The organism is Acetobacterium sp. KB-1 (genome assembly GCF_003260995.1).
Taxonomy (GTDB): domain Bacteria; phylum Bacillota; class Clostridia; order Eubacteriales; family Eubacteriaceae; genus Acetobacterium; species Acetobacterium carbinolicum.
This window is the reverse complement of the sequence record NZ_CP030040.1, coordinates 2,623,825-2,640,493: the sequence shown is the minus strand read 5'-3', so window position 1 is coordinate 2,640,493 and position 16,669 is coordinate 2,623,825. Positions and strand designations below refer to the sequence as shown.

18 protein-coding genes and 2 riboswitches are annotated in these 16,669 nt (G+C 45.1%); of the genes, 14 read left to right on the top strand and 4 right to left on the bottom strand.

Annotation, left to right across the window (positions count from 1 at the left end):
* Positions 1-3 precede the first annotated feature (3 nt).
* The 7 genes from DOZ58_RS12190 (at position 4) to DOZ58_RS12160 (ending at position 7,181) form a co-directional block, all read left to right on the top strand.
* Positions 4-789 carry an ABC transporter ATP-binding protein gene (locus DOZ58_RS12190; protein ID WP_111888535.1) on the top strand — a complete coding sequence of 262 codons (786 nt, stop codon included), beginning with the start codon at positions 4-6 and terminating at the stop codon, positions 787-789.
* A 3-nt stretch (positions 790-792) separates the two neighbouring features.
* On the top strand, positions 793-1,548 hold the full coding sequence (locus tag DOZ58_RS12185; RefSeq protein WP_111888534.1) for an ABC transporter ATP-binding protein: 756 nt from the start codon (positions 793-795) through the stop codon (positions 1,546-1,548).
* Between the two features lie 177 nt (positions 1,549-1,725).
* A riboswitch (cobalamin riboswitch) is annotated at positions 1,726-1,921 on the top strand.
* Between the two features lie 212 nt (positions 1,922-2,133).
* Positions 2,134-3,729 (top strand): nickel ABC transporter substrate-binding protein, encoded by a 1,596-nt coding sequence (gene nikA, locus DOZ58_RS12180; RefSeq protein WP_111888533.1) that lies wholly within the window; start codon positions 2,134-2,136, stop codon positions 3,727-3,729.
* Positions 3,730-3,769: 40 nt separating this feature from the next.
* On the top strand, positions 3,770-4,696 hold the full coding sequence (gene opp1B, locus DOZ58_RS12175) for a nickel/cobalt ABC transporter permease (protein WP_111888532.1): 927 nt from the start codon (positions 3,770-3,772) through the stop codon (positions 4,694-4,696).
* Between the two features lies 1 nt (position 4,697).
* Complete coding sequence (opp1C, locus tag DOZ58_RS12170; protein WP_111888531.1) at positions 4,698-5,594, top strand: nickel/cobalt ABC transporter permease; 897 nt, start codon at positions 4,698-4,700, stop codon at positions 5,592-5,594.
* Complete coding sequence (locus DOZ58_RS12165) at positions 5,591-6,424, top strand: ABC transporter ATP-binding protein (protein WP_111888530.1); 834 nt, start codon at positions 5,591-5,593, stop codon at positions 6,422-6,424. The genes opp1C and DOZ58_RS12165 overlap by 4 nt, the downstream gene beginning before the upstream one ends.
* Positions 6,417-7,181 (top strand): ABC transporter ATP-binding protein, encoded by a 765-nt coding sequence (locus tag DOZ58_RS12160; protein WP_111888529.1) that lies wholly within the window; start codon positions 6,417-6,419, stop codon positions 7,179-7,181. The genes DOZ58_RS12165 and DOZ58_RS12160 overlap by 8 nt, the downstream gene beginning before the upstream one ends.
* 60 nt (positions 7,182-7,241) lie before the next feature.
* Here the strand turns inward: DOZ58_RS12160 and DOZ58_RS12155 are convergent, their stop codons facing one another.
* Positions 7,242-8,045, bottom strand: a complete 804-nt coding sequence (locus DOZ58_RS12155; RefSeq protein WP_111888528.1) for an HAD-IIA family hydrolase — start codon at positions 8,043-8,045, stop codon at positions 7,242-7,244.
* Between the two features lie 220 nt (positions 8,046-8,265).
* Here DOZ58_RS12155 and DOZ58_RS12150 point away from each other — a divergent pair, with 220 nt between their 5' ends.
* From DOZ58_RS12150 to DOZ58_RS12130, 5 genes are all read left to right on the top strand, one after another.
* The gene (locus DOZ58_RS12150; RefSeq protein ID WP_111888527.1) at positions 8,266-8,550 is read left to right on the top strand and encodes a hypothetical protein; all 285 of its coding nucleotides are present in this window, start codon (positions 8,266-8,268) and stop codon (positions 8,548-8,550) included.
* Between the two features lie 158 nt (positions 8,551-8,708).
* Positions 8,709-8,903 carry a sulfur carrier protein ThiS gene (gene thiS / locus DOZ58_RS12145; protein ID WP_111888526.1) on the top strand — a complete coding sequence of 65 codons (195 nt, stop codon included), beginning with the start codon at positions 8,709-8,711 and terminating at the stop codon, positions 8,901-8,903.
* An 81-nt stretch (positions 8,904-8,984) separates the two neighbouring features.
* Positions 8,985-9,749, top strand: a complete 765-nt coding sequence (locus DOZ58_RS12140; protein ID WP_111888525.1) for a thiazole synthase — start codon at positions 8,985-8,987, stop codon at positions 9,747-9,749.
* Position 9,750: 1 nt separating this feature from the next.
* The gene (gene thiH / locus DOZ58_RS12135; protein WP_111888524.1) at positions 9,751-10,905 is read left to right on the top strand and encodes a 2-iminoacetate synthase ThiH; all 1,155 of its coding nucleotides are present in this window, start codon (positions 9,751-9,753) and stop codon (positions 10,903-10,905) included.
* A 72-nt stretch (positions 10,906-10,977) separates the two neighbouring features.
* Positions 10,978-11,562, top strand: coding sequence for a thiamine phosphate synthase (locus DOZ58_RS12130; protein WP_111888523.1), 585 nt, complete (start codon positions 10,978-10,980; stop codon positions 11,560-11,562).
* 65 nt (positions 11,563-11,627) lie between these two features.
* On the opposite strand, the gene DOZ58_RS12125 is transcribed toward DOZ58_RS12130, so the two are convergent.
* The 3 genes from DOZ58_RS12125 to DOZ58_RS12115 all read right to left on the bottom strand — a co-directional run bounded on the left by DOZ58_RS12125 (position 11,628) and on the right by DOZ58_RS12115 (position 14,465).
* Positions 11,628-13,370 carry a bifunctional diguanylate cyclase/phosphodiesterase gene (locus DOZ58_RS12125; RefSeq protein ID WP_111888522.1) on the bottom strand — a complete coding sequence of 581 codons (1,743 nt, stop codon included), beginning with the start codon at positions 13,368-13,370 and terminating at the stop codon, positions 11,628-11,630.
* 9 nt (positions 13,371-13,379) lie between these two features.
* On the bottom strand, positions 13,380-13,697 hold the full coding sequence (locus DOZ58_RS12120; RefSeq protein WP_111888521.1) for a hypothetical protein: 318 nt from the start codon (positions 13,695-13,697) through the stop codon (positions 13,380-13,382).
* Positions 13,698-13,820: 123 nt separating this feature from the next.
* On the bottom strand, positions 13,821-14,465 hold the full coding sequence (locus DOZ58_RS12115) for a cache domain-containing protein (RefSeq protein ID WP_162624509.1): 645 nt from the start codon (positions 14,463-14,465) through the stop codon (positions 13,821-13,823).
* A 159-nt stretch (positions 14,466-14,624) separates the two neighbouring features.
* Positions 14,625-14,740: riboswitch (FMN riboswitch) on the top strand.
* Positions 14,741-14,892: 152 nt separating this feature from the next.
* Here DOZ58_RS12115 and ribD point away from each other — a divergent pair.
* The gene (gene ribD / locus DOZ58_RS12110; protein WP_111888519.1) at positions 14,893-15,981 is read left to right on the top strand and encodes a bifunctional diaminohydroxyphosphoribosylaminopyrimidine deaminase/5-amino-6-(5-phosphoribosylamino)uracil reductase RibD; all 1,089 of its coding nucleotides are present in this window, start codon (positions 14,893-14,895) and stop codon (positions 15,979-15,981) included.
* Between the two features lie 4 nt (positions 15,982-15,985).
* Entirely contained in the window at positions 15,986-16,648 is a 663-nt protein-coding gene (locus DOZ58_RS12105) for a riboflavin synthase (RefSeq protein WP_111888518.1), read from the top strand.
* Positions 16,649-16,669: the final 21 nt, after the last annotated feature.

Genomic DNA, 16,669 nt, shown 5'->3' with positions numbered 1-16,669 from the left:
ACGATGCAGCAACCATTATTAGAACTTCAAAATGTAGAAATTTCCTATGACGGACAGCCGATGGTCACCGGTGTTAACCTGAAGATGAAGCAGGGCGAGATTCTGGGGATAGTGGGCGAATCGGGAAGCGGAAAAAGCACCCTGATCAGGGCGACGATGGGCTTATTGGACTGCGCCGGCCGGGTTAATCGTGGCGACATTTTTTACAAAGGCCAGAACGTGATTGACCTCGATGCTGAAGCGCTCAGAACCATGCGGGGACCGGAAATGGGCATGATTTTTCAAAACTGCGGCAGTGCCTTGTGCCCGATAAGAACGATCGGTGAGCAGCTTTATGAAACCATGGAACAACATGGTTTTAAGGACCGTCAAGAGGTGAGGAGGCGGGCGGATACCCTGTTTAACAAGATTAATCTCAAAGATAGTGAGCGTATTTTAAACAGTTATCCCTTTGAGTTATCGGGCGGTATGAATCAGCGGGTGGGGATTGTGATGGCGATGATTCTGGAGCCCGATCTGCTCTTTGCCGATGAGCCCACCTCGGCTCTGGATGTGACGGTTCAGGCTCAGGTTGTCAAAGAGATGATGGCGCTACGGGATGAATTTGGAACCGGAATTGCCATTGTCACGCATAATATTGGGGTGGTTTCTTACATGGCCGATAAGGTAGCGGTGATGTGTCAAGGTCGTCTGGTGGAGTATGGAGATACCCGGGATGTCATCGATGATCCCCAGGAGGCATACACCAGAGCGTTGATTCAGGCCGTCCCAAGAATTCGGAGAAGGTGAAAGATGAGTGAGCTTTTAGCAGTTAGCAACTTAAGTAAAACCTATCATAAGGGAAAAATAAGCATTCATGCAGTTGATGATGTCAGCTTTCATCTTTGCAAAGGGGAATGTCTGGCTCTGGTTGGGGAAAGCGGTAGCGGGAAAAGCACCGTGGCAAAAATGATTACCGGTCTGGAAGCGGCTGATAAAGGCGAAATTCGACTGGGTGGAAAAGACATTATTGGTCTGAGCGGGAAAGCCCAGCGGGAGGTCTATCGGGACATTCAAATGGTTTTTCAGATGCCAGTGGATTCTTTTAATCCCCGGATTAAACTGGGAGATGGCATCATGGAGAGTATGATCAATCAAGGGATCAGTCGTGAGGAAGCCCGGGTGAGAGCCATTAAATATCTCAACATCTGTGAATTAGGCCCTGAATTTACCGACCGCTATCCCCATCAGGTCAGTGGCGGGGAATGTCAGCGGGCTTCCATTGCCAGAGCCATTGCCATCAAACCCCAACTACTGATCTGTGACGAAGCAACCAGCGCCCTTGATGTGACGGTTCAAGCCCAAATTATGAAACTGCTGACGCAATTAAAAAAAGAGTTGGGAATGTCACAACTCATGATCTGTCATGACCTGGCCCTGGTCCAGGAAGTCTGTGATCGGGTTCTGGTGATGCATCATGGTCATGTGGTGGAAGAAGGAACGCCGGATGAGATTATCATAAATCCTCAACAGGATTATACTAAAAAACTCATTGAGTCAATCTTATAGGTAAACTTCTCTGGCATATAAAGGTATTCTTAAAAAGAATATCATATCGGTTTAAAAAGATTGCGAAAGCAGATTAAACGTGTTAAAATGACAAACAGAAACAATGAAAGACAAGTGATTGTTTCTGTTTTTTAGTGTTTTGATTATTTTTTATTAAAACACCGGCTTATAATTAAATTGAATATTAATAAAACAGGTGCCGGCAGTAATCCAATGTATTACAGGTCGGTGAAAAGGGAAGATGGGTGAAAATCCCACGCGGTCCCGCCGCTGTATGAGAAGAGTTCCTCCAGGAATGCCACCATGATATGGGAAGGCAGGAGGTAATGTTGACGCTTTAGCCAGAAGACCTGCCTGCTTTAATTACTCAATCTCTACGTGTGATAGAGGAGGTGTTTTTTTTAGCAGGCTTTTTTTGCAACCTCACTATCTTTTCTGAGATGGTGGGGTTTTTTTATGGAAAAAATTCCTCAAAAATACAAATCTTTAATGTTGTGATAAAGCTCAGGTTCTTTGCTACAAAAGACAATGGCATGAAACTGGAAGTTGATCAAATAAAACAAGTAGTTTAGAGGAGAAAAGAAAATGAAGTTAAAAAAAGGTTTAGCGGTACTTGTCGCCGCGGTGCTGTGTACCGGTATTTTTGCAGGATGTAGCAGCACCTCGGCAAACTCTGATGTTTCCACTAAAGAAGCATTAAATTATGCCTGTACCAAGGATATCCGGGACATTAACCCGCATCTGTATTCGGGTGAGATGTCAGCTCAAAACATGGTTTTTGAAGGTCTCACGAAAAATGAAGACGGCGAAGTGAAGCCGGCACTGGCGGAAAGTTGGGAAATTTCTGCGGATGGACTGGAATATACCTTCCATTTGCGAAAAGGAGTTACCTTTACGGATGGTGCGGCCTTTAATGCCGAGGCAGTCAAACTGAATATGGATGCCATCGTCGGAAATCTGGAACGGCATGCCTGGCTGGATATGGTCAATGAGATCAAGGAAAATGTGGTAGTCGATGAGCACACTTACAAATTGGTATTAAAGCAACCCTATTACCCCACCCTGGTGGAGTTGGGTCTGACCCGGCCGTTCCGATTCATTTCACCCAATTGTTTTGTTAATGGCACCACCGAAGAAGGCGTGAGTGGTTATATTGGCACCGGTCCCTGGGTTTTATCCGAGCATGTTGATAACCAGTACGCTACCTTTACCCAGAATGAAAATTATTGGGGCGAAAAAACGAAGATAAAAACCGTTAACTGGAAGGTCATGCCAGATCCTCAGACAATTTTATTAGCCCTTCAGAACGGCGAAGTAGATTTACTCTTCGGAGCAGATGGTGATCAGGTTGATCTGGATTCGTATAAAAAACTGGAAGATGAAGGCGCCTACAAAACCTATATCAGTGAACCGATAGCGTCCAGAGCGATTCTCATCAATAGTAATTCACCGATTACCAAAGATATTAAAGTTCGGGAAGCGATTGAATATGCGGTCAATAAGGAAAATATCATTCAGGGAATTTTAAACGGATCTGAAGATCAGGCGGATACGCTGTTATCAAAAGAGGTCCCCTATTGTAACATTGATTTAAAAACGATTTCTTATAATCAGGAAAAGGCTAAACAATTATTAGATGAAGCCGGCTGGAAGCTGGGAACTGATGGGGTTCGCGAAAAAGATGGCCAAAAATGTGAAATCACCCTTTCCTATAATTCCAAAAATGCCCAGGAAGGTACTATTGCCGCCTCGATTCAAGCCGATCTGGCCGCCGTTGGCATCAAGATGAATATTCTTGGAGAAGAAAAACAGGCCTTCCTGGATCGTCAGAAAACCGGCGACTTTGATCTTCAATATTCTTTGTCATGGGGAACCCCCTACGATCCCCAATCTTATGTTTCATCGTGGCGAATTCCCGCCCATGGCGATTATCAGGCTCAGGTTGGACTGGAAAAGAAACAGTGGCTGGATGAAACCATTACCAAGATCATGATTGAAGCTGACGACACCAAACGGGCCGAGATGTACAAAGAGGTGCTAACCTATATTAATGACCAGTATGTGTATATACCGATTTCTTACTCAAAAACCAAAGCGGTGGCCATCGATGGTTTAAATGGGGTAACCTTTAACGATTCTCAATATGAAATACCATTTGAAAAAATGTACTTTTCCAAGTAGTTATGAATAACAAACTGGAAAAATAAAGGGGAGTAAGACCATGAAGCATTACATTGTCAAAAGGCTCCTGTGGATGATTCCGATTTTAATCGGAATCTCCTTTTTTGCCTTTATATTAATTAATTTAAGCCCCAGTGATCCGGCCGAAGTCGCCATTCGGGTCAATGAGGTCACCCCGACCGCAGAGAATATTGCCCAGATGCGGGAGCAATTAGGACTCGATGACCCTTTTATGACCCGCTATCTGACTTGGCTTAGCAATGCCCTTCAGGGTGATTTTGGTAACAGCTATGCCAATAACAAACCAGTCGGTGAAGAAATCGCCAAGGCATTGCCGCCGACTCTTTATCTGGCCAGTGTTTCGCTGTTGATCATCGTTATTATCTCGGTGGCAGCCGGGGTGTTATGTGCTGTGAAAGAGAATAGCATCACGGATAAAACGATGCGGGGGATTGTTTTTGTGGGAACGGCGATTCCGGGCTTCTGGGCGGGCATTCTGCTGATGTGGCTTTTTGCCGTGAAGCTTAAATGGCTGCCGACCAGTGGGATGACGTCTCCGGCTTCGGTGATTCTACCGGCGGTGACCTTGTCACTGGGATATATTGCCACCTATGTCCGGTTGATTCGGAACAACATGATTCAGAACAAGCGGGAGAATTATGTGCTTTATGGTCGGGTACGGGGTTTAAAGGAACAGACGATAATGAAACATGTCTTTAAAAATTCCCTGCAAACCTCCTTAACAGCCCTGGGGATGTCGATTCCCAAGCTGATTGCCGGGACCGTCGTGATTGAAAACATCTTTGCTTGGCCGGGAATCGGCCGGCTCTGTGTGACAGCAATTTTCAATCGGGATTTTCCGATGATTCAGGCCTATGTGCTGATCATGGCGGTGTTATTCGTATTTTGTAATTTACTGGTAGATCTGGGATCCGTTTGGATTGATCCGAGAAGAAGGGAGACGTGAGATGGCAGGATTTTGGAATCGGTTCAGAAAGGACCGCCTAGCGATGGGGGTTAGTTTTTTTCTCTTACTGGTGATTGGTCTGGCTGTTCTGGCACCCTTGGTAGCGCCCTATGACCCTACCGCTCAGAACATCATTGATAAGTTTCAGGGCCCATCGCTGGCCCATTTATTTGGCACGGATCAATTGGGCCGGGATGTTTATTCCCGGATTTTATATGGCGGCCGGGTGACGATCCTCGTTTCGGTGCTGACGATGATTGTCACCATTCTGATTGGTACTGTCCTGGGGGTCATTGCCGGCTATTTCAGAGGAACGGTTGATGATGTGATTATGCGGATCTGTGATATCATGTTATCCTTCCCCAGTGAGGTGCTGATTCTTGCGATTGTGGGGATTTTGGGAACGGGGATCACCAATATCGTTCTGGCAACGGTGATTGCCAAATGGGCCTGGTATGTGCGGATGATTCGCTCGATTGTCATTTCGTTTATGGATAGCAACTATATCCGCTTTGCCAAGGTCGCCGGTTGCTCAAATTGGCACATTGTCAGAAAACACCTGTTAGTTGGCGCTATTGGTGATATTGCGGTGCTGGCCACCTTGGATACAGCGGCGATTATTCTAAATATTTCGGCGCTTTCCTTTTTGGGTCTGGGGGTTCAGCCGCCGACAGCCGAATGGGGGATGATGCTCAATGAAGCTAAAAATGTCATGACGACCAATCCCGGCCAGATGCTGGCACTGGGGATGGCCATTTTTCTGGTGGTGGCCGCCTTTAATTTTCTCGGCGACAGTATTCAGGAGGCCCTAAATCCCAAAATCAATAAGGGATTTAGTACAAAGCGATATTCTTTGCTTGATTCCCTGTTTGCCCGGAAAAAGGCGGTGACCCAATGAGGGTATTACTGGATGTAAAAAATCTCAGCGTTACCGATTTACGGGATCAGGATGAAATCATCCATGATGTCAGCTTTTCTGTGGTAGAAAACAGTTGTCTGGGGATTGTCGGTGAGAGTGGCAGTGGTAAATCGATGATTACCAGAGCCTTGCTGGGAATTACCAATCCCTGGCTCAAAAGTCAGGGCGCCGCTGTCTTTAAGTCTCAGGACAGCGAAAGGGATCTGTTGCAAGAGGATGAAAATACGATGCGAAAGATCCGCGGCAAACAGATCGCAATGATCCTTCAGGATGCCATGTCAGCCTTTGATCCGATTGCAAAAATCGGTGATCAGATGGCCGAAACCTTTGTCGAGAATAAAAATCTCACCAGGAAACAAAGCCTAACACTGGCCAAAGAAGCCCTCGGTCTGATGAATATTTATGATCCGGAACAGGTGGTTAAAAAATACCCCCATCAGCTCTCCGGAGGGATGCTGCAGCGGTGTATGATTGCCACTGCCCTAGCAATGGAACCCGATCTGATTATCGCAGATGAACCGACCACCGCCCTGGATTCGATTAATCAGGGACAGGTGGTGGAGGAGTTTAAAATGATCCGGCAAAAAATGGGAACCGCCCTGATCTTTATTTCGCATGATCTGGGGGTGGTTAAACATCTGTCGGATCGGCTGCTGGTGATGAAGGATGGGGCTGCGGTGGAATATGGCGATGCCGGTGATATTTTTAGAAATCCCCAGCATGCCTATACCAAATATCTCATTGACACCCGGCTGGAACTGACCGAGTCGTTTAAAAAGGCGATGAGAAAAGGAGACCACAATGGCTAAGCTGATAGAAATAAAGGATTTGGAAAAAAGTTATCTAAAGGTGGGGGTCAATTTTGGCGGCTCCCGGGTAAAGATTTTAAACGGGGTGAACATGACCATTGAAGCGGGGGCCTGCGTCGGGCTAATTGGTGAAAGTGGCAGCGGAAAAAGCACCCTGGCCCGGCTGATCATGGGTCTGGAGAAGCCGAATAAAGGCAGTATTTTATTTGAAGGATTACCGGCAAACCAATGGATTAAGAACAATAAGGGGAAAATGTCGGTAGTGTTCCAGGATTACACCGCTTCGGTAAATCCCCGCTATACCGCGGCGGAAGCGATTGCCGAACCCCTTTATGCCAGCGGTGAAGTTAATGATTTGGATCGGCACATTGAAAGACTGTTGGCAAAGGTGGGGTTGGAGCAAGCGGTTAAAAACCGTTACCCCCATGAACTTAGCGGCGGTCAGCTTCAGCGGGTGTGTATCGCCAGAGCGATTGCTACCAATCCCCGGTTTATTGTGCTGGATGAAGCAATCAGCTCTCTGGACGTTTCGGTGCAATCGCAGATCCTTAAATTACTTCATCAGTTGCGGGTCGAGATGAACATCACCTATCTCTTTGTTGCCCATGATCTGCAGGCAGTATCTCATCTGTGCAATAAGATACTTTTTTTGTATCAGGGAAAGATTGTCGAAGAGCTGCAAAGCGGCGAATTGGCGATGGCCAAGAACCAGTATGCCAGGGATTTACTGGCATCGGTGATTCCGTTTGAGGTGTGAAAATGAGGTATAAAAAAAGAGGCGTCTAAAATGACGTCTCATTGATTTTCTATTCCTTTTCTATTGAAGTCCCAGTCCATCAACAATCTCATCAATACCGGTGAGGATATAATTGGGGCGGTAGGGAAAATCATCAACGGTTTCCCGAGTGGACACACCACTGAGAACTAAGAAGGTGGTGAGGCCAGATTCGATACCAGCAATGATATCGGTGTCCATGCGATCGCCAATAATTAAGGCATCATCACTGTGAACACCCAGACGCTTGATCCCGGTACGCATCATTAGTGGGTTGGGTTTACCGATGTAATAGGCTTCCTTGCCGGTAGCCAGCTCAATCGGTGCCACAAAGGCTCGACAGGCAGGAACAATACCGTCTTCGGTGGGGCCAGTTAAATCTGAATTGGTGGCAATCAGTTTGGCACCTTTTTGAATCAGTTTTACGGCTTTTAGCACCGAGTCATAATTATAAGAACGGGTTTCGCCAAAAACGACATAATCCGGGTCCACATCATTCATCGTAATCTGGACGTCATAAAGAGCATTAACCAATCCTGCTTCACCAATCACATAGGCCGAACAGCCTGGCGATTGATCCTTTAAAAATTTTGCGGTTGCCAGAGCACTGGTGTAAAAATGGCTCTCATCAATTTCCAGACCCAACCGGGCCAGTTTTTCCTTTAGTTCAATGGGTGAACGTTCGCTGGAATTCGTCAGGAAGAGAAAATTTTTATCGGTAGCATAAAGCCAATCCACAAATTCCTTTACCCCTGGTAAAAGTCTGTTACCATGGTAAATTACACCATCCATATCACAGATGAAGCCCTTTTTATTTTTAATCAATTCTAATAATTCTTCGTTCATGTTTGTTCCTCCAATTAATTTTCAGTTATTTACATTATTATACCCCATTTAATCATGATTCATCTTAAAAATAAGGGCAATTTATGTAAAAAAATGTAAATAAATGTAAAAATTTGATATAAATCACGATTGGCAAAAATTTTTAGACTTCGCATAATTATTTACATGGGCAACTGTGATAAACTAAAAATATACTATTTCAGAAAGGCAAGGAACCCAAATGGATACAATCTTAAAAAACTATGATGATATGCGTGTGATGCGGATGATAAAAAAAGAACTGATCAGCTGTGAAGCCAATCTGGAAATGCTTCGAAAAGAATATGAGGAAAAGGATGATCAGCTTTTGGCATTGGGGATAAAAAAAGAAGTGACGAATCGCTTCGTTGATGAAGCGGAAGTCGGCGCTCTGACGGAGCGACTTGAAGCCTTAAAAAAAGAAATCCTGGAAATTGAAGAAGATAAGAGTAAAATGGCGTCTTTTAATGCCTACACCAGAAGTTAGGAGAACACCGCTTTAAACGGGGCTTGACTTTAGCGATGTGATGTAATAAAATCAGAATATTAAGAGTTTAATAGAAGTACAAAATGGGGTGCACCACCGAAAGGGTGTAATCGCGTTTTGTGCTTTTTTTGCGTTTAAAAACAGTGAAGGAGAAAAAAATGAGAGTTAATGGAAAAGAGATGAGCCTGGATAGCAATCAAAATCTGTTGCAGTTTTTAGTTGATAATCAGTTTGATGTCGCCACCCTGGCGGTGGCAAGAAACGGCGAAATCGTCCCGAAACCGACCTATGATGCGGTAATACTTTGTAATGAGGATACCCTGGAAGTGGTTCGCTTTGTGGGCGGGGGTTGAGCTAAACTAAGAAACGGAAAGATCGGTAACGACTGTAGAAACAATGGGGTTAGTGGCAATAAGGTCACAAAGGAGAAAAAAATGACAGGTCAATTAGTAATTGGTGGACACAACTTTAATTCCCGGTTTATTCTGGGTTCCGGCAAGTTTTCACTGGAAATTGTGAAGGCGGTGGTTGAGAATGGTGGCGCAGAAATGGTGACTCTGGCGCTGCGGCGGGCAAATCTGGGTGGCGAAGAAAATATTCTGGATTATATTCCCAGGCATATTACCCTGCTGCCCAATACCTCTGGGGCCAGAACGGCTGAAGAAGCGGTAAAAATCGCCCGGCTGGCCCGGGAAATTGATTGCGGGAATTTTGTCAAGGTGGAAGTTATTAGGGATTCCAAGTATTTGTTTCCTGATAACTATGAAACCATTAAAGCGACGGAGATCCTGGCGAGAGACGGCTTTGTGGTAATGCCCTATATGTACCCGGATTTAAATGTGGCACGGGATTTAGTCAGTGCCGGGGCGGCGGCAGTCATGCCTCTGGCTTCTCCCATTGGCAGCAACAAGGGCCTTTGCACCCGTGATTTTATCGAGATTCTAGTGAGTGAAATCGCAGTTCCAATTATTGTCGATGCCGGCATCGGGCGGCCATCTCAGGCTTGCGAAGCGATGGAAATGGGGGTCGATGCAGTGATGTGCAATACCGCGGTAGCAACGGCTAAAAATATTCCGCTGATGGCCAGAGCCTTTGGTCAGGCCATTGAATCAGGCCGAAATGCCTATCTGGCCGGGCTGGGCCGAGTCTTAACTCAGGGGGAAGCATCCAGTCCCTTAACGGGATTTTTGGAGGACTAAGATGGAAAAAAAACGAACAGATCCGATGGCATATCAACCGGGTATGGAGAGAATCACTTCGGAGATTCTGGATAAGGTCCTAAAAAATGTGGATAACTATGACTATTTAAAGGTTACATCCAGGGATGTAAAACAGGCGCTAAAAAAAGATCATTTATCAATAGAAGACTATGGAGCCTTATTATCACCAGCCGCGACACCTTATTTAGAAGAAATGGCAAAAAAAGCTATTCTTGAAACCAGAAAGCATTTTGGTAACAGCATCGGTCTGTTTACGCCGCTCTATATTGCCAATTATTGTGAAAATAACTGTGTATACTGTGGATTTAATTGCAAAAATAAAATCCGTCGGGGAAAGCTTAGCCTGGCTGAAATGGAAGAAGAATTAAAAGCCATTGCCAAAACGGGCTTAAAAGAAATTCTGATTTTAACGGGCGAATCCCGCCATCATTCCGGAGTTGACTATATTGGTGAAGGGATTAAGATGGCAACAAAATATTTTTCTACCGTGGGGATAGAAATTTATCCTCTGAATGTTGATGAGTATGCCGATCTAAAAAAATGCGGCGCCGATTTTGTCTCAGTCTATCAGGAAACCTATAATCTTGGCAAGTATGAACAGGTTCATTTAAGCGGTTCCAAGCGGGTCTTTCCCTATCGATTTGATGCCCAGGAGCGGGCTTTGATGGGGGGCATGCGCGGGGTCTCTTTTGGGGCGCTGCTGGGGTTGGATGATTTTAGAAAAGACGCCTTTGCGACCGGGTTGCATGCTGCTTTTATTGTGCAGAAATACCCCCATGCCGAAATCGGCTTTTCTACCCCACGGCTCAGACCCTTTATTAACAATGCCGACAACAATCCCAATGATGTTCATGAGCAACAACTGCTGCAGGTGATGTTGGCTTACCGCTTGCTGATGCCCTTTGCGGGGATCACGATTTCAACCCGGGAACGGGCCGGATTTCGTGATCATGTGATTGGGATGGTGGCGACAAAAATTTCCGCTGGCGTTCGTGTCGGGGTGGGCGGCCATGAAGAGGAAGAAAAAGGTGATGAACAGTTTGAAATTTCCGATCCCCGAAGCGTCAGCGAGGTTCATCAGATGATTTTAAATCGCGGGCTCCAGCCGGTTTATACCGACTATATTCGGGTATAAATCGATTAAATTGGCGGTTTTCTTTTTCCCCAAATATGATAGACTAAGAATAAGAAAAGGAAGGAGCCGAATATGCTCATTTGTATAACGAACCAGAAATTATGCACAGACGATTTTGAAAATCGCATCGATAAAATTGCCAGCGGGAAGCCTTATGCCATTATGCTAAGAGAAAAAGAATTAAGTGAAACAGATTATCAAGAACTGGCTATAAAAGTAAAAGAAATTTGTGAACGACACCAGGTAAACCTGATTATCAATCAGGATATTGCGACAGCACAGCGGTTAAATGTGGGCGCTGTTCAGGTATCCATTGATGAGATGAGAAGACATGGTGAAATGCTAAAAAAATTCGACCGGGTGGGGGTATCGGTTCACACAGTCGAACAGGCCCGCGAAGCGCAAGCATTGGGAGCCGATTATTTAATCGCCGGTCATATTTTTCCCACCGAGTGCAAGAAAAATCTGCCGGCGCGGGGACTCCGTTTTTTAAAAGAAGTATGCGATGGTGTCACCATCCCAGTTTTTGCTATCGGTGGCATTAGCGAAGTCAATTACAAAATCGCCTTGATGGCTGGCGCCAAAGGGGTTTGCATCATGAGCGAAGCGATGACCACCGATCATCCGGAAACCCTGGCTCAGCGATTTATCTTTTAATGAATTGTTTTTAATAACACCACCATAATTGAAGCGATCGGGTTTAAACAAAAAAGGGATATGGCTTAGCCATTATCCCTTTTTGATTTTTCCATAAAAGCTAGCAGTTCGTCCTCATCAAGCGGTTTGGCGTAGTAAAAGCCCTGGGCAATGTGACAATTGTTTTTGAGTAAAAAGTCAATTTGTTCTGGGGTTTCCACCCCTTCGGCAATGACCTGGAGATTGAAATTGCCGGCCAGTTCAATGATGACCTTGGCAATGGTGCCGTTGTCGTAATGGGGAATGCCTTTTATAAAGGAGCGGTCGATTTTAATCTTATCGACGGCAAATTTTTTCAAGTAACTCAAGGAGGAGTCGCCGGTTCCAAAATCGTCGATCGATATCTGAATCCCCATCGCATGGAACTGGCTAAGGATGGATTCACATTCATCCTCGTTATCCATGAGGATACCCTCGGTGATTTCCAGTTCCAGCAGTTCCGGCGGGAGGTTGGTTTTAGTCAGGATCGATTGGAGCAGATCGCCAATATAAGGTGACTTAAACTGAAGCATCGACAGGTTAACGGCAATCGGCGTTTGATAACCCAAGGTGGCCAGTTTTTTTCCAAATTCACAGGCGTTTTCCAGCACCCATTCGCCAAGCGGAATAATCAGATTTGATTCTTCGGCAATGGCAATAAAGCTTGCTGGGGGAACCATGCCATTGGCGCTGTTCCAGCGGATCAATGCCTCCAGGCCAACGATCTGATTGGTGGCCATATTCATCTGCGGCTGGTAGTGAAGCACAAACTCCTGGTTGCTCAGGGCATTGCGCAGTTTATTCTGGAGCTCGTATTTTTGAATCGAGAGGGTGTTAATTTCTTTGTCATAGAATTCAAAACGGCGGCCCTTATTAGCTTTTACGTTATTAAGGGCTGAAGCGGCCGTTTTTAACAGTTTGGGATAGTGGTTGGCATCATTGGGATAGAGACTGATACCCATGCTGACGTCAACAATGAGTTCTTCGTCATTGATGGCAATCTGTTTTTCCAAGGCCTTGCTTAAGCCCAGGATATATTCATACAAATTTTCATTGGAAGCAACATGCGCTTTCAGGATGCCAAACTCGTCATTGCCCAGACGGGCTAACACATCCTGATCACTGATTAAGGTTTTAAGACGATTGCCCAGAGCAATCAGGACCTTGTTGCCGAAATCAAAACCTTTGGCCTCATTGATGATTCTGAAATTATCGATATTGATCAGGATTAGGGCGTGATTGCCAACATTATCAGTGTCACCACTGATGAGATTTATTCCTGATTCATCCAGAAACACCTTATTGTTCAGTTTGGTCAGATTGTCAAAATATTTCAGATAGTAAATATCTTTTTCAATTTGTTTATGGGCTGTGAGATTGGTGATATTACCGATATAGTAATCATCCTCGCCATTTTTTACCTTACTGATGCGCAGGAAAAGAAAGAGGATCTCTTCTTTAGTCAGGCTATATTCGATTTCACCGGACCAGATCGGATTCATTTGCAGGCTGTCCACCAGTGGTGCATTGATAAGAATATTGTTCTCTGACAAGTTTAGAGTCGGGATTGCTTCTTCTGGAATACCGATAATTCTGGAAAAGGCCGCATTATTGTAGATGCAGAAAAACTCATTATTCAGGATAAAGATCCCTTCGTCGGTGCCGGACAGTAATTCCAGAATCATTTCCAACTGGGATTGAACGCCCTGACGTTTATCAATTTCTTTATTTAGGGCAATATTGTTGGTCTGGACCGCTTCGATATACTCCGTAATCCGGCGGCTCATCATCTTAAGACCTCAGGATAAAATGCCAATCTCATCCTCCCGGCGATATAAACTGTCCGGTAGATTGATTTCCTGATCACCCTGGCTGAAGGTTTCAACCGAGTCGGAAATGGTCACAATCGGTTCTGAAATAAGCCGGGTCATCTGTCTGATAAACAAAGCAATCAAAAAAAGCAGAAGCAGCGAAATAAAGAGCAAACTAACGATAAACTGATTCAGCGGGGCCAGGACTTCTGATCGGGGTATCACGGTTGCCACCGTCCAGTTGGAAGACCGGGTAGGAACGTAGGCAATGTATTTGGCATTGTTTCCCTGATGACATTCAATCACGCCGCTTTTTCCAGAGGTGATTTCGTCGACATAATTGTCAAGATAGGAAAAAGGTTTGGGGCCATCCGCAGAATAAAATTTGAGATCCTGAGGATGGTAAAAAATACTGCCATCTTTATTAATCTAAAGGGTATAGCCGTTCTGGCCGACCTTGTAAGTATCCATCAGCTTGGAAATATCGGAGACCTGTAAGTCAATACCCATGGCACCGATAACGTCGTTATTTTTAAGGATCGGGGTAGTGATGGACACGACCATTTCTTCAGTGACAATATCAATATAGGGATTAGTAACCGTCACACCCCGGGATGTTAAGGTTTCAATATACCAAAGTCGTTTATTCAGATCATAGTCGGGTCTCGGATCAAAATCGACGGTGGAAGAAATCACATCATTGGATTTTGTGACGCCGATATAAGCCAGAGAAATATTGGGGTCCGAGGCCTTAATTGCCAGAAGTTCCTGAGACACGACGTTAAACAGGGGATGCTGTCGTTTTTCTTCCCGGGTATTGAGCGCTTCGGTAATAGCCTGGTAATCCTGGTTGGTTTTCATCTGTTCCACGATGACAATATTCTTTTCAATGAATTTATCAATTTCAGTGGCAATCTGCAAAGCATCCTTAGATAGTTCCGTTTTGCTGTGATCCTCAAAAAAATTACTCAATAATTGGATGGAAATAATCCCATAGACAGCAAAGGCAACAATAATAAATCCGATAACAATTGTCCCGATCCGCCGGATCAGGCTTTTTTTAAACCACTGCACAGGTGCTCCATCCTCTCTCTGAAGGTTCAGTCAAATTTATAATGCTGAGTGTTCGCTCGTTTCATGCTCCTATTATAAACGAAAATGAGCTTAAAGAAAAATAATTTTTAAGGTATTGACAGAAATATAGCAATATGATACAGTTTATTCAATTAAATATGAAGTCTTCAGGGCAGGGATTGTTTCCCTACCGGTGGTATAGCCCACGAACCGCAAGGTATGATTCGGTGAAATTCCGAGGCCGACAGTTAAAGTCTGGATGAAAGAAGATAATAAAGTTTTGCATGTTGATAATCTTTGTTTATTTAGCTCTGAAATGGTAACCATTTCAGAGTTTTTTTTATACAACGATAAGTAAATCTGTAAACAAACCCTTTGCCCTGAATGATGATTCAGGGTATTTTTCTTTTTTGAGAAAGGAGAACGTGTGGAAAATCATCAAAAATATATGGATCTGGCTATCGACCTGGCCAAAAAAGGTCGCGGCCGGGTAAATCCCAATCCCCTGGTGGGAGCGGTGATTGTCAAGGATGGTGTAATTATCGGCAGCGGTTATCACGAACAATATGGCGGGCTTCATGCCGAACGCCAGGCCCTGGCGGTTTGTACCCAGTCGGCGGTCGGAGCAACCCTCTATGTGACCCTGGAACCCTGCTGTCATTATGGCAAAACCCCGCCATGCACTGAGGCGATCATTGAAAACAAGATCAGTCGGGTGGTTATTGGGTCTACCGATCCCAATCCGCAAGTCAGTGGCAAGGGGATTGAGATCCTCAGGCAGCAAGGGATCACGGTGATAACCGGAGTTAGGGAAACGGCCTGTCAGGAAATGAACGCCGTATTTTTCCACTACATCAAAAACAGAACCCCCTATGTATTAATGAAATATGCCATGACCCTGGATGGCAAAATTGCCACTTATACCGGGAAATCGAAGTGGATTACCGGGGAAGAGGCCAGGATAGCCGTCCATCAGACGAGAAATGAAGTTGCCGGAATTATGGTCGGGATCAATACCATTTTAAAAGATGATCCCCAGCTGAGCTGCCGGATTGATGGCGGCAGAAACCCCAGCCGGATTATTTGCGATACCCATTTGCGCACCCCGCTGTCATCCCGGGTAGTAAAATCGGCCGATAAAATACCGACCTATCTGGCCACCTGTTCGCGGGATCAAAAAAAAATAAAACGGTTTGAAATCATGGGCTGTAACATTTTAACTGTTTCAAGAGAAGGCGATCATCTGGGCCTCAATGAGTTGATGCGAAAATTGGGCGCAGCGGGGATCGACAGCATTTTGCTAGAAGGTGGGGGCACCCTGAATTTTAGTGCCTTAAAAAGTGGCATCGTCAAAAAACTCCAGGTTTATTTGGCCCCTAAAATATTTGGCGGCGTCACTGCCAAAACCCCGGTGGAAGGCCTGGGGCTGGCAGATCCAGAGGAGGCCTTTCAATTTACAGACAGAAAAATAAAAATTTTCGGGGAAGATATTTGCCTCGAATATATAAAGAGGTAAGGACATGTTTACAGGAATTATCGAAGAAGTTGGCAAAATTACTGCTGTAGTTAAGGGTCAACGATCGTCCCAATTATGGGTTCAGGGTGAGCTCATCATGGACGATTTAAAACTGGGCGACAGCGTGGCGGTGAATGGGGTTTGTCTGACGGTATCCCAGCTCCGTGGAAATAAGTGGATGGCCGACGTCATGAGCGAAACCCTAAACCGCAGCAACTTGGGCGATTTAAAAGGAGGCTCGGCTGTCAATCTGGAACGGGCGATGTCGGCCAATGGCCGTTTCGGGGGACATATGGTGGCCGGCCATATTGACGGAACAGGTCACATTGTAGATATTACCACTGATGATAATGCGGTGATCTTTGAGATTGCGGCATCGCCGAAAATACGGCGCTACATCATCGAAAAAGGTTCAATTGCTATTGATGGCATCAGCTTAACGGTTATCGAAATAACCGTAGGCAGCTTTAAGGTATCGATCATTCCCCATACGGTTAAGCACACGATCCTGGGAATAAAAAAAGCTGGCGATCCGGTCAATCTGGAAAACGACCTGGTCGGCAAATATATCGAAAGCCTGTTGTTAAGTCCACCTTCAAAAATAGATTGCAGCCAGGAAAAATCCAGTGGTTTGACCTTTGATTTTCTGACTGAGGCCGGGTTCTAAAACTAATAAAATTAAGAGAGG